Source organism: Paenibacillus segetis, from assembly GCF_014639155.1.
Lineage (GTDB): Bacteria > Bacillota > Bacilli > Paenibacillales > Paenibacillaceae > Fontibacillus > Fontibacillus segetis.
The window spans coordinates 647,524-669,181 of the sequence record NZ_BMFT01000002.1; the positions used below are offsets into that span (position 1 = coordinate 647,524).

The 21,658-nt window shown below is 43.9% G+C and carries 17 protein-coding genes; 13 read left to right on the forward strand and 4 right to left on the reverse strand.

The window, feature by feature from the left end:
* Positions 1 to 93 precede the first annotated feature (93 nt).
* From IEW05_RS19065 to IEW05_RS19075, 3 genes are read left to right on the forward strand one after another with little or no spacing between them, the layout of a single operon-like run.
* On the forward strand, positions 94 to 729 hold the full coding sequence (locus IEW05_RS19065; RefSeq protein ID WP_188541422.1) for a YhbD family protein: 636 nt from the start codon (positions 94 to 96) through the stop codon (positions 727 to 729).
* 3 nt (positions 730 to 732) lie between these two features.
* Positions 733 to 1,455 (forward strand): hypothetical protein, encoded by a 723-nt coding sequence (locus tag IEW05_RS19070; RefSeq protein ID WP_188541423.1) that lies wholly within the window; start codon positions 733 to 735, stop codon positions 1,453 to 1,455.
* A 17-nt stretch (positions 1,456 to 1,472) separates the two neighbouring features.
* Positions 1,473 to 2,222: a hypothetical protein gene (locus IEW05_RS19075; RefSeq protein WP_188541424.1), complete on the forward strand. Its 750-nt coding sequence runs from the start codon at positions 1,473 to 1,475 to the stop codon at positions 2,220 to 2,222.
* Between the two features lie 53 nt (positions 2,223 to 2,275).
* Here IEW05_RS19075 and IEW05_RS19080 read toward each other — a convergent pair whose 3' ends face one another.
* Together IEW05_RS19080 and IEW05_RS19085 are read right to left on the reverse strand one after the other, a co-directional pair.
* Positions 2,276 to 3,487 carry a CynX/NimT family MFS transporter gene (locus IEW05_RS19080; protein ID WP_188541425.1) on the reverse strand — a complete coding sequence of 404 codons (1,212 nt, stop codon included), beginning with the start codon at positions 3,485 to 3,487 and terminating at the stop codon, positions 2,276 to 2,278.
* A gap of 150 nt (positions 3,488 to 3,637) precedes the next feature.
* Complete coding sequence (locus IEW05_RS19085; protein ID WP_188541426.1) at positions 3,638 to 5,071, reverse strand: VanW family protein; 1,434 nt, start codon at positions 5,069 to 5,071, stop codon at positions 3,638 to 3,640.
* Between the two features lie 212 nt (positions 5,072 to 5,283).
* Between IEW05_RS19085 and ftsE the strand changes: the two genes are divergently transcribed.
* The 6 genes from ftsE (at position 5,284) to IEW05_RS19115 (ending at position 11,728) form a co-directional block, all read left to right on the forward strand.
* The gene (gene ftsE, locus IEW05_RS19090) at positions 5,284 to 5,970 is read left to right on the forward strand and encodes a cell division ATP-binding protein FtsE (protein WP_188541427.1); all 687 of its coding nucleotides are present in this window, start codon (positions 5,284 to 5,286) and stop codon (positions 5,968 to 5,970) included.
* On the forward strand, positions 5,960 to 6,874 hold the full coding sequence (gene ftsX, locus IEW05_RS19095) for a permease-like cell division protein FtsX (protein WP_188541428.1): 915 nt from the start codon (positions 5,960 to 5,962) through the stop codon (positions 6,872 to 6,874). The genes ftsE and ftsX overlap by 11 nt, the downstream gene beginning before the upstream one ends.
* 73 nt (positions 6,875 to 6,947) lie before the next feature.
* On the forward strand, positions 6,948 to 8,186 hold the full coding sequence (locus IEW05_RS19100) for a murein hydrolase activator EnvC family protein (protein WP_188541429.1): 1,239 nt from the start codon (positions 6,948 to 6,950) through the stop codon (positions 8,184 to 8,186).
* Positions 8,187 to 8,372: 186 nt separating this feature from the next.
* Positions 8,373 to 9,824 (forward strand): S41 family peptidase, encoded by a 1,452-nt coding sequence (locus IEW05_RS19105; protein ID WP_188541430.1) that lies wholly within the window; start codon positions 8,373 to 8,375, stop codon positions 9,822 to 9,824.
* Positions 9,825 to 9,912: 88 nt separating this feature from the next.
* A complete protein-coding gene (locus IEW05_RS19110; protein ID WP_188541431.1) occupies positions 9,913 to 11,235 on the forward strand; it encodes a PDZ domain-containing protein in 1,323 nt (440 codons plus the stop codon).
* 37 nt (positions 11,236 to 11,272) lie between these two features.
* Complete coding sequence (locus tag IEW05_RS19115; RefSeq protein ID WP_188541432.1) at positions 11,273 to 11,728, forward strand: hypothetical protein; 456 nt, start codon at positions 11,273 to 11,275, stop codon at positions 11,726 to 11,728.
* Between the two features lie 153 nt (positions 11,729 to 11,881).
* Here IEW05_RS19115 and IEW05_RS19120 read toward each other — a convergent pair whose 3' ends face one another.
* Both IEW05_RS19120 and IEW05_RS19125 read right to left on the reverse strand, forming a co-directional pair.
* The gene (locus tag IEW05_RS19120; RefSeq protein ID WP_188541433.1) at positions 11,882 to 12,700 is read right to left on the reverse strand and encodes an OmpA/MotB family protein; all 819 of its coding nucleotides are present in this window, start codon (positions 12,698 to 12,700) and stop codon (positions 11,882 to 11,884) included.
* Complete coding sequence (locus IEW05_RS19125; protein WP_188541434.1) at positions 12,697 to 13,482, reverse strand: flagellar motor protein; 786 nt, start codon at positions 13,480 to 13,482, stop codon at positions 12,697 to 12,699. Before IEW05_RS19125 ends, IEW05_RS19120 begins: the two co-directional genes overlap by 4 nt.
* Positions 13,483 to 13,699: 217 nt before the next feature.
* Between IEW05_RS19125 and uvrB the strand changes: the two genes are divergently transcribed.
* The 4 genes from uvrB to IEW05_RS19145 all read left to right on the forward strand — a co-directional run bounded on the left by uvrB (position 13,700) and on the right by IEW05_RS19145 (position 21,493).
* Positions 13,700 to 15,694, forward strand: coding sequence for an excinuclease ABC subunit UvrB (uvrB, locus tag IEW05_RS19130; RefSeq protein ID WP_188541435.1), 1,995 nt, complete (start codon positions 13,700 to 13,702; stop codon positions 15,692 to 15,694).
* Between the two features lie 42 nt (positions 15,695 to 15,736).
* Complete coding sequence (gene uvrA, locus IEW05_RS19135) at positions 15,737 to 18,595, forward strand: excinuclease ABC subunit UvrA (RefSeq protein WP_188541436.1); 2,859 nt, start codon at positions 15,737 to 15,739, stop codon at positions 18,593 to 18,595.
* Positions 18,596 to 18,797: 202 nt separating this feature from the next.
* Positions 18,798 to 20,336 (forward strand): spore germination protein, encoded by a 1,539-nt coding sequence (locus IEW05_RS19140; protein ID WP_229753529.1) that lies wholly within the window; start codon positions 18,798 to 18,800, stop codon positions 20,334 to 20,336.
* Entirely contained in the window at positions 20,336 to 21,493 is a 1,158-nt protein-coding gene (locus IEW05_RS19145) for a Ger(x)C family spore germination protein (RefSeq protein WP_188541437.1), read from the forward strand. The genes IEW05_RS19140 and IEW05_RS19145 overlap by 1 nt, the downstream gene beginning before the upstream one ends.
* The last annotated feature ends 165 nt before the right edge of the window (positions 21,494 to 21,658 follow it).

The following is a 21,658-nucleotide window of genomic DNA, read 5'->3' on the forward strand; positions in this document are numbered from 1 at the left end:
CAGGGGTTCTCCTTTTTTTATTATGTAATTCTAGACTCAGTATTTACTGCGTAACAATGTTATGTTACACTGTTTTCTGAAAGGGGTATGAACATGAATGACGATCTAATATCCAAGAAAGAGCTATTGGATTTGACAGGAATATCATATGGTCAGTTATACCGCTGGAAGCGGAAAAACTTGATTCCAGAGGATTGGTTTATCCGTAAGTCTTCGTATACGGGGCAGGAGACCTTTTTTCCAAGGCTTAAGATTATCCCGCGCATTGATAAAATACTAAACATGAAGGAAGACTTATCGCTTGATGAGCTTGCGGATGTCTTTTCTCCTAGTTTAGGTGAAGTGCATCTGAGTGCAGGAGAAATACTTGATCGTAACATTGTTACCTCCAGCGCTTTGAATTTGTATATACAAGTGACAGGACACCAAGACCATTTTGCATTCGATAAAATGCTGATGATATATGTACTAGATAAACTACTGCAAAGTGGAGACATTTCCTTGGACGAAGGCAAGTTGCTATTAGGCACATTAGAAGAACACTTGTCGATTTTTTCAGGAAAAGATTGTGAGCTCATACTCATACGGAAGATGGGGGTTGCTGCGTTTATCCTGCTATCCTCGGGCAGTACCATTTGTTTTGACCAGGGAGTTAAAGTAGTAACATCATTGTTTATGGCGCAATGTACGGAAGAGCTTAAGTTGAAAATTGGTGGAAGTGAGGCGTAAGAGATGGAACAAGAATTTAAAAACTTGAAAATTAACGGGATTGGTACGGTATCAGGAGGTTCATACGGGAAAATCAATACGGACGGTATTGCGACTGTGAACGGGCAGGTCTCTTGCACCTCATTTACAGCTAATGGAACAATAAAGCTAAAGGATTCCCTGCAAGCGGGGGAATTTCGTATCAATGGTACCGGTTCAGCGGCAGCCAAGATCGGTGGAGGCAAGATTCGTATAGATGGGATGCTGAGCGTTGATGGTGATGTACAGTTCGAAAATATAGATATTAATGGGATGTTAAAAGCCGATGGAAATGCTGCTGGTGAACGTGCAGATATAGATGGAGGATTGAAGCTAGGAGGTAGTGCGGAGTACGATTACTTGAAGGTGCATGGCCAGATTCAGGTTGGAGCGATGTTAAATGCAGGTGAACTAGAGATCTTAATGGCAGGACCTTGTCGTGCCAAAGAAATCGGTGGAGAACGCATTCATGTTCGTAAAAAAATGGGCTCAAGATTTATTTTAGCCATGCTATCCTCATCCTTAGCAGCCCGTCTGACAACGGAAGTTATTGAAGGTGATGATATAGTGCTAGAGGAAACAACGGCGAGAATCGTTCGTGGCAACTCGGTACGGATTGGCCCTGGCTGCGAGATCGGACGTGTTGAATATAAACACCATTATGAAGCGGATCCACAAGCCTCAGTAGGCCAAGCAGAACAAGTCTAAATAAGAGGGTGACAAGAATGGATGACCATAATCAAGAGATGAACCGTTCCAATTTAAAAATTGTCGGCGATAGCGGTTCTAACGGTGGATTCTTTGATAAGGTGAGTATTGTTGGCGATGCCGAAATTAATGGCGATGTTGATTGTCGAACTTTTAAATGTACGGGAACGGTGAAGATTGACGGTAGTCTCAAGAGTGATCAATTAAAAGCTACAGGTGATGTAACAACTTCTGGTTCGCTACAAGGTGGAGAAATGAACCTAACGGGTAATCTGAACATAAGCGGAAGTTTAACGGCCACGAAGACCCGGTTAAATGGAGATGTCCATATTGGAGAAGGGATTTCTGGGGATGAGATCGGTATTTTCGGAAGTTGTACCGTCAAAAACGGATGTCAGGTTGAATATTTTCGACTAAAGGGTGCTTTGCAAACCGAAGGTATGATAAATGCGGAGCGAGTAGAAATGAGATTGGTCGGTTCAAGCCACGCCATGGAGATCGTTGGGGGAGATATACGGGTTGAGCCACTTCCTGCATGGAAATGGATCTCGATGTTGAAGCCTTGGGGGACGCCAGATTTAAAGGCAGAGCTAATCGAAGGCGACACGGTATACTTGGAGCATACGGTAGCGGATGTTGTCCGCGGTGGAAATGTCACGATTGGCCCGGGCTGCAGAATCCGACGGGTAGAGTACCGTGACCATTTTCGTTATGATAAGCAATCTGAAATTGCAGAGAGTCAGCACATTGGTGAAAATAGAAATTAATGAAAGCCCCCTTATCGCTTGAATAAGGGGGCTTTGACTTTTTCGGAACAGCATCACTCGGGGTGGATATAACCTTTCCGTCCAGCTGCATACCCGAAAGCAATGGTGAAAAGGGTTAGGCAGACCATCGTGGCAAGCGGGGTGTTCCAGTTCCCACTTTTGTCGTGAAGGAAGCCGAACATGGTCGGGCCAACTGAGGCCAGCAAATATCCGATAGACTGAGCCATACCCGACATTTCAGCGGCTTGCTCTGCAGATCGTGAACGGAGTGCAAAGAATAGAATGACAAGGCTAAAGGTTGTACCACAGCCAAGCCCGATCGACATAATGAACAGTGGTGCAAGCGACGGAAGACCTAACCAAATTCCGCTAAATCCAATTAAAAATAACGCAGATGATGATGCGGCTAATATTTTCTGACTTTGGGTCCGCGTGGCGATTAGCGGCATAATGAAAGATCCAATCATGCTCATAATCTGCATGAGGGATAACATCCAGCCGGCCTTTTCGGGACTCATACCCTTTTCATGAAGAATTTCTGGCAACCAAGTGATCCCGACATAGAACATGATCGATTGGAGCCCCATGAATATCGTAATTTGCCATGCAACAGAAGAACGCCATACGGATCCTGATTTACGCTTCTGCGCTGCACCATTGGAGCTTATCTTTGCAGGCTTGCGGCGAAGCTGTGGTAGCCATACCAAGGTGGTTATAACGGTAAGAATTACCCAGCAACTCAGAGATCCTCGCCACCCAATCGCAGTGTTCGAGAGCGGAATGCTGATTCCTGAAGAAATGGCCGCCCACATGTTCATGGAAGAAGTGTATAAGCTTGTCATCAGCCCAATTCTAAGGGGGAAGTCCCGTTTGATCAATCCAGGAACGAGCACATTACATACAGCAATTGCGCTACCTATTAATGCCGTACCTATGAATAAAGCCGTAACATTAGGAAGATAACGAATGACAATTCCAGTTGTTAAAGCAATCATGCAATAGATTAACGTCCATTCCATACCGAATTTACGTGATAGCTTAGGCGCAACCAAGGCAAATACCGAAAATGCGATCAATGGTAAAGTCGTCAGCATCCCGGAAATCGTGTGAGACAGCCCGTAGTCAGCTTGAATTTCACTTATAAGAGATCCGACACCCGTAATAGGGGCTCGCAGTGTAGCAGACGTCAGAAGAATAGCGAGGACCAGTAGCGTGATGGAGGTGCTACGTGGAGAGCTAAGTGAGTTAGTCATATCTTTATTCATGGATGTTTGAAATCCTCCTATGATCTTCAACCGCTTCAAGTAAACTTTGGTGTGGTTGATAAGCCTCCTATTTTAATGTCAGGAGTGAAAGCTAACTGTATCATATGAAAACTTTTACAAGCAACAGTTTATAAATAAATTCATGTTCCATCAAAAAGTAGGCCCCTCTACCCCATCTTCCACAATACGTTTTGGATTCGTATCTGGAGAAATGATCCCTTTATCAGACCCTTCATCATGCATCGCAATGACTGTAGGTTGAGACGGATAGGTATCTTTTGAGAGTTTTCGAGTCTCAACGACTTTACCGTCGATTTTCTTAATCTGGTATGTTTCAACAATATAACCTTCTTTACCTTGGATGATGATCTCCCAGGCTCCAGCAGGTAGTGTTTTATTCACAACATATTTGTTTGTTGATGGAAGAACCTTTGAAGTACGGGATTGAATCTCATAAGTTACATTCTGCGGCATATCCCCGAATAGTTTGACCGTCAACACACCGTTCTCAACTTGGGCTCTGATGAGTAAGTGTTGTCCTGATGTATTTTTAAAACGAAAATTAATATATCCTTTCGCAAAGGTAGCGTCCTGACCTTTAGGTACATAACTGACAGGTAGTGAGTGATTGCGGCGCTCTACAATGGTAAGCCCTGCGCGGATTGCGGCATTATATAGGGTGCTCGAGACCTGGCAGATTCCACCACCGACACCCGGTACAAGCTTTCCACCAAAGATGACGGGTGCCTCTCGGAAGCCGTACACTTCTTCAGCGGACTCAATAACGGAGGCGTAGTCAAAAATACCACCCGGTGGTAACGTCATCCCATCTATCGTTTGTGCTGCCGCCTCAACATTATATACGCGTCCTGTACCGCTATTTTGTAGTCCAGTTGAGAACTGGGCTATTTTGCGTTTAATTCCCTCCTGTTTCAAGGTATCGATCGTTACAGGGGGCTGTACAAGTTGTAGTGGAATTTTGATCACAGTAGCTTCCATTGACTTGTTATTTCCTTCTGATAAAGAGGTAGGGCTAGCTGACTTAATGGCAGAGGAGAATAACTCCCAATGAATGCGCTGAGCTGGCTGCCCCGGTAAATAGTGAATGCTATCATCATTAGCTATAGTTCGGACAGCATTAACAAGTTCACCGAATCGGGATTTTTCCCAATCGGGACTAAATACCGCTAGTAGAGGCTTGGGATCATATGAAGTGTTCATCTTCCATACTTCAGGAAAGTTCTTTCGAGCTGAAATGCGATTCCACAGGTTTCCCTCTGAAAGTGTAGATAGCGCAGCTCGGAATTTTCCTGCATCATAATTAACGCCGATTTCTCTCCAAGTGAGGTTGACCTGAAGATTCGGGGCTTCAAACACAACTGTACTCGACTCCATCTCAGCAAATTGGTCCGCCAATATTTGGAGTGCATCTTCTTTTTTTATTCCACCAACGTTCATACCAGCAACCGTAGTTCCTTTAGGAACGGTATCTTGTCCTGCGTATTGCTGAAGCGCAATGAGTATAACGAAACACAGCAATATAGCCGAAGTAATCGTAATGAGTATGATATGGATTTTACGCATGATATACTCCTTTCCATTAGGGAAAAGCCCTCGTACAACCATGTATATGTTGAAGTTCGGAAAACTTTCAGGTACTCAGAAGGTAACATTTTTGTTACAATAAAGATCGGACTTATGAATATTTACTCAACTTTTAAAGGAATTCATGATAATGTGTCGAAATTAATCCTCATGGATTAACCTTAGGAATCAAGAATTAGGATGTGATAATTTTGATAGAAATGCAGGATGTTTGGAAGACCTATCCAAACGGAGCCCATGCACTGAAAGGCATCTCAGTTAAAATCGATCGTAATGAATTCGTATATCTAGTCGGCCCCTCTGGAGCAGGGAAATCGACTTTTATGAAGCTTATATATCGTGAGGAAGTACCCACAAAAGGACAAATTTCGGTCAACGGATTTAACATTGGTAAACTCAAGCCTCGTAAAATCCCTTATGTTCGCCGCAATATCGGCGTTATTTTTCAAGATTTCAGACTACTTCCCAAGTTGACGGCTTATGAGAATGTAGCATTTGCCTTAGAGGTAATTGAAGCACCCAAGAAGGTAATCAAAAAGCGTGTACTTGAGGTGCTTGATCTAGTTGGACTTAAGAACAAAGCAGGGCGTGATCCTTCGCAATTGTCGGGGGGAGAACAGCAGCGGGTTGCGATTGCCAGAGCCATTGTCAATAATCCTTCTGTCATTATTGCGGACGAGCCTACGGGTAATCTTGATCCCGAGACCTCATGGGAGATCATGCAGCTACTGGATGAGATTAATTTCCGCGGTACCACGATTGTGATGGCAACGCACAACAAAGATATCGTTAACAAAATGCGTAAACGTGTTATCGCTATCGAGCATGGCAACATTGTTCGAGACCAGCTGAGAGGGGAATATGGGTATGAATTTTAACACCCCCTTGCGGCATATTCGCGAAGGAACAAAGAGTTTATTACGTAACGGATGGATGTCTGTAGCCTCGATTACATCTATTATTGTTTCTTTATTTATTTTGGGCGTGTTTGCATTATTGGTCTTGAACGTGAACTCTTTTGCAGATGACGCAGATAACCAGGTTCAGATCAATGTATATATGGGAGCTAAAGTAGACGAAGCATTATTAGCTAAGATACAGAGCGAAATCGGATTAATGGAAGAGGTCAGTCGCGTTACCCTGATCGGTAAGTCTGAAGGACTTAAAGATTTCAAGGAGAAGCTAGGTGAAGAGGGCAAAGACTTGCTGGAAGGTTATACGGAAGAGACGAATCCGATTCCAGATACACTCAAAGTAGAGGTTATTGAACCGACTACAGCCCCTTATCTAGCAAGCAAAATTGAGGATTTGAATAAGAAGTATCCTGATAATCCGATCTATAAAGTCAGATATGGACAAGGGACCGTAGAGAAACTGTTCAAAATTACGCGAGCAGTAAGAAACATCGGTTTTGCATTCGTTGCAGGGCTGGGAGTTATGGCTATGTTCCTGATTTCCAATACGATTCGGGTGACCATTCTGGCTCGCCGCCGTGAAATAGGTATTATGAAGTTGGTTGGAGCGACAAACCGATTTATCAGGTGGCCGTTCTTCGTGGAAGGCGCATTAATTGGACTTATTGGTTCTGGCATCACCGTAGGTATTCTATTCTTGGGTTACAACCAAGTTGTGGGGGCTATCCAAGGAGATATTACGATGGGATTTCGTCTAGTGCCACTTAACGATGTTTCTCTAGAGCTAGGTGGTTTGATCGTTGGACTTGGCCTCCTGATAGGAATATGGGGCAGTACGATGTCGATACGTAAATTTTTGAAGGTCTAGTAGAGTCTGACTCTTTGAACACACATTAGTAGAAAAGAAAGATAGATTGATAAAGAAGGACGGGGAAACAAAGTTGAAAAAATGGATTTCTATCATTGCCGTTGTCACTTTAGCCGTTATGATCTTCCAACCTATCGAAGGTTATGCTAAGAGCAAAACGATCAGTCAGATCGACAAAGAATTGAAGCAACTGCAAGAGCAGGCCAAGAAGGCCAAAGAGCAGCAGGAGAAAGCCGCTGATAAGAAGCAAACAGCTCAACATTATGTCAATAAGAATACAAATTATTTGAACCAGCTTATGGGGGAAATTGAAACTGTAAGTAATCAACTTACTAAAATTTCAATGGACATTGATAAAACGGAAGAAAATCTGCGGAATACAGGCACGAAGCTCGAAGAGACAGAAGCCCGAATTGCGGAACGTTCGGAATGGCTAGATTCACGAGTGCGGCTTATGTATACAGATGGTACAGTTTCCTATTTGGATGTTCTCTTATCCTCAACAAGTTTTACAGATTTCCTTGAACGTGCGGATTCTTTACAGGCTATAGCTCATCAGGATCAATTACTTCTGGATGAACATAAACGTGATAAAGAGTTATTTGAGCAGCAAAAGGTTGAATTGGAACAGGATTATGCTAAGGTGAAGAACCTGTATGCCGAAGCGGAATCACGTAAGAGTACATTGGAAGAGAAAGAAAATGAGAAGCAACAACTGATTGCTAAATATAGCACGGAAATGGATGAATCGGATGAAATTAGTGAAGAGCAGGAAGCTTTACTTGTAGAGCTTGCTACCAAACGAGCATCCTTGGAGAAAGAGAAGAATAAGCTCAAAGCTGCTCAGGTATACACGTATAAGAAGAAAACGGGCTCAGGAAGTTCCAGTGTCTCAAGCTCTGGTACATTTAAAGGTAATGGTGGTTCAATGGGGCTTGCGGTTACGGGAGCACGTTTGTCATCTGGTTATGGCACACGGGTGCATCCGATTACAGGTAAGGTGAAGACACATACGGGTATAGATATGGCAGCACCACAAGGAACAGATATTCATGCAGCCGCTGGCGGTGTGGTTATCGTTGCAGAATGGTGGAGCGGTTATGGGAATACAGTAATTATTGATCACGGTGATAATGTATGGACCTTATATGGTCATATTCGGAATAATGGGATTGTGGTGGAGAAAGGTCAACAAGTGAAAAAAGGCCAGAAGATCGCCGAGGTTGGAAGTACGGGCAACTCGACAGGGCCACATTGTCACTTTGAAGTACGGATTGATGGAAAACCAGTAGACCCGATGCCTTATTTGTAATAAAATAGCTGCAAGTCCAAAGAAACGGATATCGTCCTCTATAGGGACGAATTATCCGTTTTTCCTTCTATTTAATGGAGTTGAAGGTGAGATAGGTAATATTCCGTACAGGCTAAACACATACTATAATAGTTATCAAGGTAGGCTTTCAAGTCAGCCGAACAATCAGAGGCGGTGAATTTATCCATGTTTAAAAGACGTACTGTAACTTTGCTCGTTCTGGTGGCCATGCTGATCAGTAGTTTGCTCACCTTGACTTTAACAGGACAGTGGAGCTTTGCGAGCTCAGGCTCGATTCGCAGTGGTATTTTTGCTGATAATCTCAGCGGAAGTTCTAAGAGCGATATGCAAAAAATCGAAAAGGCGCTTCAATTAGTTAAAAATAATTATGTTGAAGATGTTGATCAGAGTAAGTTGGTAGATGGTGCGATTGATGGCATTATGAATGCGCTTGGAGATCCTTTCTCTTCTTACATGGGACCGGATACGGCGAAGCAGTTCTCGGAAGAAATTGAAGGTTCATTTACGGGCATCGGTGCTGAGGTATCGATGGAGAATGGCAGCGTAGTTGTGGTAGCTCCGATTAAAGGCTCTCCGGCGGAGAAGGCGGGTATTAAGCCCAAAGATATCCTGTTATCAGTGAATGGGGTATCCTTTGAAGGGTTGAAACTTAACGAAGCGGTAACGAAAATCCGTGGTCCAAAAGGAACAGAGGCCAAGGTAAAAGTAAAACGGGCGGATACTTCTGCAGAGATAGAGTACACCATTGTGCGTGATGATATCACACTCGAAACGATCTATTCACGGATGGAAGCTGGTGGAATTGGTGTTATCGAAATTACCGAATTCTCGATGAATACGGCGGAACGGTTCAAAGAAGAACTGGCCTCCCTTGAAGGTCAAGGGATGAAAGGGCTTGTCATTGACGTTCGCAATAATCCAGGCGGCGTGCTCTCGGTTGTTATCGATATGGCGAAGCAGTTTGTACCGAAGGATAAGGTTATCGTTCAGGTTGAGGATAAGAGCAAACAGCGGAGCAAGACGGTATCGAACGGCTCAGGCAAGCATTATCCGATCGCTGTTGTGACTAACAAGGGAAGTGCAAGTGCATCCGAGATTCTCGCAGGTGCGTTGCAGGAGTCAGCGGGTGCCAAGCTAATTGGCGAAGCGACTTATGGTAAGGGAACCGTGCAAACTAGCTTCACTAAGGAAATGGGTGATGGTAGTCTGCTCAAAGTTACCATAGCTAAATGGTTGACACCAAATGGCGAGTGGATTCATAAAAAGGGGATCAAACCTGATATTGAGGTATCTCAACCTGATTATTTTTCAGTGGCACCCATTAATAAGGAGACCACCTTTAAATATGATATGCTCGGTGATGACATTAAAAGTGCACAAGTGATGTTGAATGCGCTTGGCTTCAAGCCTGGCCGAATGGATGGATATTTTGATAAAGGGACGGAAACTGCGCTTAAGCAATTCCAAACTAGTGTGAAGTTGAAGGCGGATGGCATTCTTGAAGCCGAAACGGTGAAAGCTCTAGAGAGCAAGTTGATTGAACATATACGTGATGTGAAGAACGATAAGCAAATGAATACGGCAATTGAAGAGATTCGGAAGGAAATTACTCCATAGGTGTCGAATGAATTAAGGAGGCTGATTCTAGCCTTCTTTTTTTCTGAGTTCAGTCGTGAGAATTTCAAAATAAGGGGTTGGGGTTCTTTTGAGTATTCTTCTTGAAGGATTGTGGAATTTGGCAGAGGCAGGGGCGCAGCTGTTCCTACAGCCTTTTTATTATATTTCAATTATATTGATTATGCTTATTTATCGTCGGCAGGTGCTCTTGGAACGCAAACTATTCCATGTAAGACTACATAGTTGGGTAAGTCAGACTTGGCGAACGGTACTTGGTGGGTTGCTTGCAGGGATTGGGGTATCGTCTGCTTCTGCATTTTTGGGTATGACGTTAAGCGTGGAAGGGATAGTATGTATCTGGGTTGTAACTTTAGTGCTACTTCTGTTCCGCATTCGTTATTTATGTATGGCTTATTCCGTTGGTTTGCTTGGAGTGACCCAGTTTATTCTGAATTTATTCCCTGCGTTTGAGGGTAGGGAGTGGATGGGTGACATCGTTAGGATTGTACGGGAATTGAATATTCCAGCTTTATTGTGTTTAGTTGCACTGCTTCATGTAGCTGAGGGATTACTCGTCAGATGGCAAGGGGCAAACTTTGCTGGTCCGCTCTTTTTTGAAGGGAAGCGGGGGAGGTTAGTAGGGGGATATCAAATGCAGAATCTCTGGCCAATTCCCTTATTCTTGCTTATTCCTGCGCAAACTACAGGGGGAGTGCTACCCTGGACACCGTTCTTTGGCGGTGAGTCTTGGCAAGGTGGATTTGGAATGATGGCGTTGCCGATTGTTATCGGCTTCTCGGAAATGACGATCGGTCTGTTGCCACAGGCCAAAGCTAGGGTGACTTCCGGGCGTATACTTGGTTATGGCGTCATTATACTCGTATTAGCGATGTTATCTGCTTGGTGGAGTCCTCTGGTGATCGTGGCTGCGTTAGCCGCTATTATATTACATGAGGGATTAGTGCTGTTTAGCCGTATAGAGGAACAACAGCATAGCCCGCTGTTTGTGAATCCAAAGGGTGGACTGAAGGTGTTGGCTGTTCTACCAGGAAGCCCGGCAGAAGAACTCGGGATCGTGGCCGGTGAGACGATCGCCAAGGTTAATGGGGTTAAGGTTCCGACGAAGGAAGATTTACATGCTGCGCTGCGGATCAATCCAGCTTTTTGTAAGCTGGAGGTACTGAACCTTGCTGGCGAGAGTAAATATCTCCAACGTGCTATCTATGCGGGTGAGCATCATCAGCTCGGCGCTATTCTGGCACCGGATGAGAAGGCGCCGGCCGCAATGCGATTGCAGCCGCTATCGTTACTACAGCTGTTGCGTCCAAAACGTGGTGTCAGTGACAGTGGTAGTGTTACAGGTCAGCGTCAAGTTAACACGAAACTGGACGAGCAGGAAGCACATCTATAGAGAGATGGTTGAGCATACACACTAAGGAGTGGGAACCGTGGGTACTGAAGTCAGAATATCGCAGTATACTGCAATTTTATTAGAGCATGCCAAGCGGGCAGGAATGTCCGAAGAAAGTCTTCTTAATGCAGTTAATTTAAAAGATGTTTCTGCTTTTAATCAAGTGGAAGACGGAAATTTTAAGTATAACAACCTATTCATATATTCGGATGAGCATGGTGAGAAATTAGCTCAGGCTATATGCGAAGGATACCGGATCAATTTTAATACCAATAACGGACTTAAAAATTGGTTAGAACAAGCGCTGGGGCTTCAGAACGACGTCGATTTTAAAGTAGGGGAAGGTATAGTGGAAGGGTTATGTGTGACTGAGGAGAATGCCCAGATGATTGGTCAGCGACTGGCTGCAAACTGGGTCGTGGCGAACGCTAAAGAAGTTCAGGGAGGTAAAGAACTTACCTTGAAGCTACGTGCTCCGGAAATTTCGATTTAGTTGGAGTTCACCTGCGATTAGAATTGAAAAGGCTGCTTCCCTGAAGTAAATCTTAAGGGAGCAGCCTTTTGTATGAGTATTCTATCACCGATAACTATGTGGGATTTGAAGATAGTTGCACAAAGCACAACTATTTGATTAGGGCCCGAAGCTCTATTGCTGAAGTTGTCTTAGCACGGTGATCTCAACACGCCGGTTCTTCGTTCTACCTTCGGTGGTATTATTGTCGCCAACTGGCCGTGTGTCAGCGTATCCGGCGTATTGGAATCCATCTGGACTTAGCTTCGCTTGGTCAATGAAATAACGGAGAACGGACAGTGCTCTCGCCCCGGATAGTTCCCAATTGTCTTTGAATTTGGAAGCTTCACCGACAGGCACGCTATCGGTATGTCCTTCAATACTAACAATGGTATTAAGCGAACCGAACAAACTAGCTAGCTTAGATAAGGTTTTGGCAGAGTCTTTTTTCAAATCCGCTCTACCGACATCAAATAGAAAACGATCACTCAATGTGATCGAGATACCTTTGGGGAGATCGGATACGTGAATTTGATCTTCCAGCTTATTGTCCTTAATATATTGCTGGATCATATTCATCAGACTAAGAAGCTCTTCCTCTTGTTTGCGAAAGGCTAGTTCACGCTCTGTCATTGGAGCTGGAGTCGCTGCGTTAACATCACTACTCTTGTTACCTTGATCATCTTGTCCTGAAGTAGCTGGTGGACTGACTTGTGAATAAGGATCTCCACTGCCAAGAATGCCGTGCCCTTTCTCCAATAAGGAATCTCCGCTTTTGAAAGTGAGTTGGAGTGATTCTGTGATTGTCTCATATTTCTCGATATCTAGTCGACTCATAGCAAACATAATAACGAAAAAAATAAGCAACAGTGTAATTAGATCGGCATAAGTGATCATCCAGCGGTCCTTAGTATCAGTCTTATTCTGTCTCCGTTGCCGGCTCCGCGATCTCATATTTGGCTCTCCTCCTCCGTAGCTGGCAGAGTGCGGCGAGTTTCTATGATAAAGGATTCCAATTTACGGCGAATGAGAAGTGGATGATCACCATTTTGGATCGATAAGATACCTTCAAGCATCATTTCCATTCGATTGACTTCATCTTCGCAACGCGCTTTTATTTTTGAGGCGATAGGTAAAAAGATCAGATTGGCACTAGCAACCCCATACAACGTAGCTGTAAAGGCCAAGGCAATGGATGGGCCAAGTGAAGTTGGCTCAGTCAGGCTACCCAAAACGTGAATGAGACCCATAACTGTACCGATAATCCCCATGGTTGGGGCATATCCACCAGCTGATTCAAATATTTTGGAGTAATTGTCATACTTATTCTCTACAGCTTCGATTTCGTACTCCATGATTTGCTTCACCGTGTTCTGATCGGTCCCATCCACGACGAGCTGAATACCTTCGCGAAGAAAAACATCAGGGTGATCAGCGGATTTTCTCTCAAGGGATAGTACTCCTTCGCGCCTTGCTGTAAAGGACATGTATATAATGTCCTCAATCAATTCACCAACCTTGTTGTTCGAAGTTGTAAAAGCCAAGGCTACGGCCTTGGGTACTTGCTTCAGTCTGGCCAGTGGAAAGCTGATCATGACAGCAGCTAATGTTCCACCAAACACGATTAATGCAGCTGTTAGCTGCATGAGTCCCGCAACTTGTCCACCCTCCCACAGAAATCCACCAATGAGTGCAATTAATCCGATAATTAAGCCAAGTATTGTTGTTATGTCCATTCGTTATGTACAACTCCTATCTTTAGACTTACCGATTGCATCTATAAGATGAAATTGGTATAATTAATGGGAACACTTATTCTCGTTTTACATTTTACGGAATGAAAGTCTCCGTTAATTAATTAAACTAGCTTAATTAAGGTTAATATAGATGTGAGAAAGTATAGTAAATAACTCTCTAGTATTTCATTTTAGACGATAAGGATGATGTTGGACAATGAGCGAAATTATCTATAGCGATAATAAATTTGAACTAGTCTCCGACTTCACTCCTCAAGGTGATCAACCGGGTGCGGTAGAACAATTGGTGGCAGGCGTGAAGGTGGGGAAGAAACATCAAACGTTGCTAGGTGCCACAGGCACAGGTAAGACGTTCACGATTGCTCACACCATTGCCAGACTTGGCAGACCTACCCTCGTCATAGCTCATAATAAGACATTAGCCGCACAGCTTGCGAGCGAGTTCAAAGAATTTTTCCCTTCTAATTCTGTTGATTACTTTGTTAGTTACTACGACTACTATCAACCGGAAGCCTATATTCCTTCCTCTGATACTTATATCGAGAAAGATTCCAGTATAAATGAAGAGATTGATAAATTAAGACACTCTGCGACAAGCTCCTTGTTTGAGCGGCGGGACGTCATCATTGTTGCGAGCGTATCGTGTATTTATGGTCTAGGTTCTCCTGTTGAATATGGGAACTTGGTGCTTTCTTTAAGAGTTGGTATGGAGAAACCGCGGAATCAGATTTTGGCCAGACTTGTCGATATTCAATATCAACGGAATGATCTCAATTTTGTGCGAGGAACGTTCCGAGTTCGTGGTGATGTGTTGGAAATCTTCCCTGCATCAAAGGGAGAGCAAGCGATCAGGGTGGAGTTTTTTGGTGATGAGATTGAGAAGATTACTGAGATTGATGTTTTGACCGGAGAATTAGTTGGAGAACGTGATCATGTAGCGATTTTTCCGGCATCTCACTTCGTGACGCAAGAAGAGACCATGCGAGTTGCATTGGTCAATATCGAGCGGGAACTGGAAGAACAACTGGAGAAGTTTCGTTCACAAGGTAAGCTGCTAGAAGCTCAACGATTGGAACAGCGCACCAGGTACGATATTGAAATGATGAAAGAGGTCGGATTTTGCTCGGGAATCGAGAACTATTCCGGACCGCTGACATTTCGTGAACGGGGAGCAACTCCGTATACGTTGATGGATTACTTCCCTGATGATATGTTAATCGTTATTGACGAGTCGCATGTAACGCTGCCGCAGATCCGGGCGATGTATAATGGTGACCAAGCACGTAAGAATGTACTGGTAGAGCATGGATTTCGACTACCATCTGCATTAGATAACCGTCCACTAAGATTCGAAGAATTTGAAGAGAAGGCTGATCAGCTAATCTACGTATCAGCGACACCGGGTCCTTATGAAATCGAGCATTGCGATACAATGGTAGAGCAGATCATTCGTCCTACAGGGCTGCTTGATCCGATTATCGAGGTTCGGCCGACCAAGGGACAGATTGATGATTTGATTATAGAAATCCAAGATAGGATTAATAAAGATGAACGCGTCTTGGTTACGACGTTGACGAAGAAAATGTCCGAGGATCTAACGGATTATTTGAAAGAGATCGGCATCAAGGTGCGCTATCTTCACTCGGATATTAAGACGTTGGAACGGATGAGCATTTTGCGCGATTTACGTCTAGGCGTATTCCATGTTCTTATTGGAATCAACCTACTCCGTGAGGGTCTTGATCTACCTGAGGTGTCACTAGTGGCCATTTTGGATGCGGATAAGGAAGGTTTCCTACGTTCGGAGCGTTCTCTGATCCAAACGATCGGACGGGCGGCGCGAAATTCAGAAGGGCGCGTCCTTATGTATGGTGACAAAATTACGGATTCGATGGAGAAAGCGATTAGAGAAACTCAACGACGTCGTGATACTCAAATTGCGTATAATGAGAAGCATGGCATCACACCGCAGACGATCCGTAAGAAGGTGCGTGATGTTATCGAGGCAACTAAAGTTGCTGAGAGTAAGAGCGACTATTTATCTGGCGCTGCAAAGGGCAAGATGTCGAAGCGGGACCGCGAGGCTATGATTGGACGCCTCGAAGTCGAGATGAAAGAAGCTGCCAAGAACCTGCAGTTTGAACGCGCAGCAGAGCTACGTGATGCGATTATGGAACTTAAGGCTGAATAATACTATATACGAGAGATATAGTTTCAAGGAGATGAAACGATAGTGGCCAGTGAGAATATCGTCATAAAAGGCGCTAGAGCGCACAATTTGAAAAATATCAATATCACCATTCCGCGTGATCGGTTTGTTGTGCTGACGGGACTAAGTGGTTCAGGCAAATCATCGCTTGCTTTTGACACGATTTATGCTGAAGGACAACGCCGATATGTAGAATCGCTTTCCGCATATGCCCGCCAGTTCTTGGGACAAATGGAGAAGCCAGATGTCGATTCTATAGAGGGACTCTCACCGGCTATATCGATTGATCAGAAGACCACTAGCCGTAACCCACGTTCAACTGTCGGAACCGTTACGGAAATTTACGATTATTTACGGTTGTTGTTCGCACGGGTTGGACATCCTCACTGCCCTGAGCATGGAGTAGAAATTTCCTCTCAAACAGTTGAACAGATGGTAGACCGTATTATGCAGTATCCTGAGAAGACGAGACTGCAAATTTTGTCTCCTGTTATATCCGGGAAGAAAGGTGAACACAAGAGCCTCTTCACTGAGATTTCCAAACAAGGTTTTGTTCGTGTGCGTGTAAATGGGGAACAACGTGATCTCTCGGAGAATATTGAACTTGAGAAGAACAAGAAGCATTCCATCGAGGTCATTGTTGACCGGATTGTAGTGAAAGAGGACGTTCGTAGCCGCCTTGCTGATTCTATCGAAACGGCACTTAAGATGTCGGGGGGACAATTACTTGTCGACATCATTGGACAAGAAGAATTGCGTTTTAGTTCTAATTTTGCGTGTCCAATTTGTGGTTTCAGTATAGATGAACTATCCCCACGGATGTTCTCCTTTAATAGTCCATTTGGTGCTTGTCAGGAATGTGATGGATTAGGTGCGAAGATGGTGATTGATCCTGACTTGCTCATTCCAAACCCAGAGAAGAGTATTGAGCAGGGGGCATTTGAGGCATGGGCAGGTAGCACGTCCAATTATTATCCGCAATTTCTAAGGTCGGTTTGTGAACACTTCGACATTCCTCAGGATGTACCTGTATCGGAATTGAGCAAAGATCAGATGGATAAGCTGCTCTATGGAACAGGTAACACGAAGGTTCGCTTCCGTTATCAGAACGATTTTGGAATGAGTAAAGATGCTTACGTTACCTTTGAAGGCATTATTCCAAATCTTGAACGCCGTTATCGTGAGACAAGCTCGGATGGAATACGGGAGTTTATAGAGGGATTTATGGGCTCCAAACCGTGTGGTAGTTGTAAAGGCCATCGTTTGAAGCCAGAAGTACTTGCGGTGACGATTAATGATCAGAATATAGCGTATGTGACTTCCCTATCTATTGGAGAGGCTAGGGAGTTCTTTGATGGTCTGCAATTGAGCGACAAAGAAATGACAATCGCTCATATGATTCTTAAGGAAATCAATAGTAGATTGGGCTTTCTCGTCAATGTAGGGCTTGATTATCTAACGATGAGTCGGACTGCAGGTTCGTTATCTGGTGGCGAGGCTCAACGTATTCGCCTAGCAACGCAGATTGGCTCCAGTCTAATGGGTGTCTTATATATCCTGGATGAGCCAAGTATTGGCCTTCATCAGCGGGATAACGATCGATTAATTGAGACATTGGCACATATGCGCGATATCGGTAATACATTGATTGTCGTTGAGCATGATGAGGATACGATGTTAGCTGCTGATTATATTATCGATATTGGCCCTGGGGCAGGTATACATGGTGGACACGTAGTTTCACAAGGCACACCTCAGGAGGTCATGAATGATCCTAACTCGTTGACCGGGCAGTATTTGAGTGGGAAGAGATTCATCGAGGTTAGCGGTGAAAGACGTAAGCCTGACGGTCGATGGTTGGAAGTTAAGGGAGCCAAGGAGAACAACCTTAAGAATATTAATGTGAAGTTCCCAATCGGTGTTTTTACGGCTGTAACAGGCGTGTCGGGATCAGGTAAATCGACATTGGTGAACGAAATCTTATATAAAACACTGGCTCGTGATCTCAACAGAGCTAAAGTTCGACCAGGACAATATCGTGAACTCAAGGGTCTTGAGCATGTTGATAAGGTTGTAGATATTGACCAATCACCAATTGGTCGTACACCACGTTCTAACCCAGCAACTTATACCGGGGTATTCGATGATATTAGAGATCTGTTCTCTAATACCAATGAGGCGAAGGTACGTGGATACAAGAAGGGACGTTTCAGCTTTAATATCAAAGGTGGCCGCTGTGAGGCTTGCCGCGGTGATGGAATTCTCAAAATCGAGATGCACTTCTTGCCGGACGTTTATGTACCCTGCGAGATCTGTAAAGGTAAACGGTATAACCGAGAAACGTTAGAGGTGAAATACAAGAATAAGAGTATTGCCGATGTGCTGGAGATGACCGTTGAAGATGCAACAGATTTCTTCCAGAACATACCGAAGATCCATCGTAAGCTTGAAACGTTGCTGGATGTCGGGCTCGGATATATTAATCTTGGACAGCCTGCTACGACATTGTCTGGTGGGGAAGCTCAACGTGTGAAGCTGGCCTCTGAGTTGTATCGCCGTAGCACGGGTAAGACCATTTACATTTTGGACGAGCCCACAACGGGACTACATGTCGATGATATCGATCGTCTGCTCAAAGTGTTGCATCGTCTTGTAGATTCCGGTGAAACGGTACTGGTTATCGAGCATAATTTGGATGTAATCAAGACCGCAGACTATCTTATTGATCTAGGTCCAGAAGGTGGAAGTGGCGGTGGAACAATTCTCGCAACGGGAACACCAGAAGAAATCGTGAAGGTAGCTGAGTCATACACAGGACAATACTTAGCACCAGTTCTGGAACGGGATACGAAACGTACAGAAGAACTGAAGGTACGAGGGTAAGAGAAACGTAAGGAAGAACGTAGGATTGAACGAAGGTTATAAGACGTAGAACTTAATAGCAGGTTTAGTTTAAGATACGAAAGCTTGATGCTGTTTATTCGCAGCATCAGGCTTTTTTTGTACAGGAATAATTTTGGCGAATAGGAAAATGAAGGGCGGGGATAATACGAGGCAATAGGAATTAGGTAAGGGAGTGACTATAGTGAAGAACCTGGAAAGTGGCGGAACTAGCATAGCTAACAAGACATCTTCATATTCCCTTAGTACGTCACTAGATGATACTTTAGCCATGTTTCGGCAGATATTCAGTAATGATGGCACACTTAGAATAAGAGTAATTGAGAATGCAAAGTGTAGCAGCATTCGCTGCGGTCTGATTTTTATTGACGGAATGATTGATAGGAACCAGATTAATGAGGATGTTATCAGACCTATAACGAGCTATCAGTTTGACGAATCGGAACGAAGTGGTACAGCAGAGCTGATGGATAAAATCAGAAAACAAGTTTTTAATGTTAGTGATGTAACGGACTTTACGGATCTGGATGAAATAATCGCTGCAATTATATCGGGGAAAACCGTATTCCTACTGGATGGTTATTCCGGCGCACTTAGTATTAGTGCACAAGGTTGGGAGATAAGGGCCATATCCGATCCGATAACGGAAACAGTTACCAGAGGATCGCGTGAAGGGTTTACTGAGTCAATGCAAGTAAATCTGACGCTTATAAGGAGGAGAATACAGGATTCCGATTTGAAGTTTATATTTCTCCAGGTAGGAACACGCAGTAACACACAAACCTGCCTCTGTTATCTTGAAAGCCTGGCGTCACCAGATATTCTTAAGGAACTTCAAGAACGACTGAAGAAGGTAGAAATTGATCATATTCTGGATACGGGATATATTGCGGAATTAATTCGGGATGAACCTTATTCTCCTTTCGAAACGATTGGAAGCACAGAGCGCCCTGATACAGTGGTTGGTAAGCTCATGGAGGGCAGAATTGCTCTACTTATCGAGGGCAGTCCCTTTGCTCTAACGCTCCCTTATGTGTTTGTAGAAAATTTTCAAACCAGCGAAGACTATTACATGAACTTTTATTTTGCCTCTTTTAATCGGATATTAAGGATTTTTGGAGCATTTCTGTCCTTTAGCATCCCGGCTGGATATGTTGCGTTAGTTACCTATAGTCAGGAGATGGTACCGACACAGCTTCTGCTCAGCATTGCGAAGGCAAGGATGGATGTACCTTTTCCAACAATTGTAGAAGCGCTACTGATGTTGACCGTATTCGAGATCCTGCGGGAGGCGGGTTCCAGAATACCAACTAACGTTGGCCAAGCTGTCAGTATTGTGGGAGCTTTGGTTCTGGGACAGGCGGCTGTAGATGCTAGGATTGTCAGCGCTCCAATGGTTATTGTAGTTGGTCTTACGGGAATAACAACACTACTTAATCCAAAGATTACGGGCCCTTTAATCATAATCAGGTTTCTGTTGCTATGTATGGCCTCTTTTATGGGGATATACGGGTATTTCATAGGCATGCTTGGTCTGGTAGTTCATTTGATGAGTCTTCGTTCATTTGGGGTTTCTTATATGATTGGAGTAGGTTCAATCCGGCCGCAGGATATAAAGGATACTTTGGTTCGAGTACCGTGGTGGGATATGTACTTACGCCCGGCGGTCATAGGGGTCAGAAATATGAAGAGAAAATCATCTAGAAACAAGGGACGACAGTGATGTTACAGGTGAAACGGGTATTGCTGAAACTGATTGTTCTATTATCACTAGTTACGATTTCGGGTTGCTGGAATTACGCTGAAGTAGATGATCTGTCCATTGTCGCAGGTGTAGCGATTGACAAGAACCCAGCAGATGGAAAGCTGCTATTAACAGTGGAATTGGTCGATACAAAGAGCGGGCCAAAGCAGATGCAGGCAGGCTACAAGACGATTAGTCTTGCTGGAGATACAATGTTTGACATTGTCAGAAAAATGATCTCAATGACAGGTAAAAAGCTATTTTGGAGTCATGCCAAAGTGATTATAATCAGCGAGGAGGTTGCCCGGCAGGAAGGTGTAGTTAGATTTATTGATTGGGTCACAAGAGACACGGAAACGAGAGCGGATGTTTTTATATTTGTATCCAAGGAGAAAACAGCCCGAGAAATTCTTAATCTTAAGAGCACATTGGATTCGATCACTTCCTTCGAATTAGCGCAAATGATGAGAGATGAGAAGTATGCTAGTTCCGCTCCAGTTGTTGAGATTTGGGATTTTATAAATAAACTAGGAACTCATGGGAAGAGTGCAATAGCACCGCTAGTGTATATTCATCATAATGATAAGGATAATAATGAGCGAGTCGGCGGAACAGCAGTTTTTATTAAAGATCGAATGGTTGGCACTCTCAGCGATGAAGAAAGTAAATATATGCTGTTTGCCAAAAATGATATAAAAGGAGGAGTACTGCCCGTGAAAGATGAGGCGGGTAAACCAATCTTCTCATTGGAAATTATATCAAACGAAACGAAAATAAAGCCTGTATTGACTAAAGAGGGAGTCCAAATTCAGATTAACACGGTGACTCATACGGGCCTGGACGAGGTTATGTCTTCGACAGGCTTCACTAATTTCCAGAGCCTAAAAACAATTGAACAACGTGCTGCGGAGGAACTTGAGAAAAATATTTTGGCGGTAATTCAAAACGTGCAGCGGAAGTATCATAGTGATGTTTTTGGGTTTGGAGAGGTTGTTTATGAGCGTATGCCAAAGGCGTGGAGAACTATGGAAAAACAATGGGAAAATGAATTCAGTAAATTAGTGGTTACGGTTAAGTCAAAGGTATTAATTGATAGCAGCGGCAAAACGCAAAGATCAATTAGAGTAGGTGATTAAATTTGGCTGTGCTTGTTGTGATTCTTTATGCCTTCATAGCTTTGCTTGACCCCTATGGACTGTTAAAACAAGGGATGAAACGTGACTTTTATGTATGCTCTGCTCTATGTCTACTTTCGTTTGTGATTGCCTTTTCACTAGCGATGAAGTGGAATATTCCCAGTC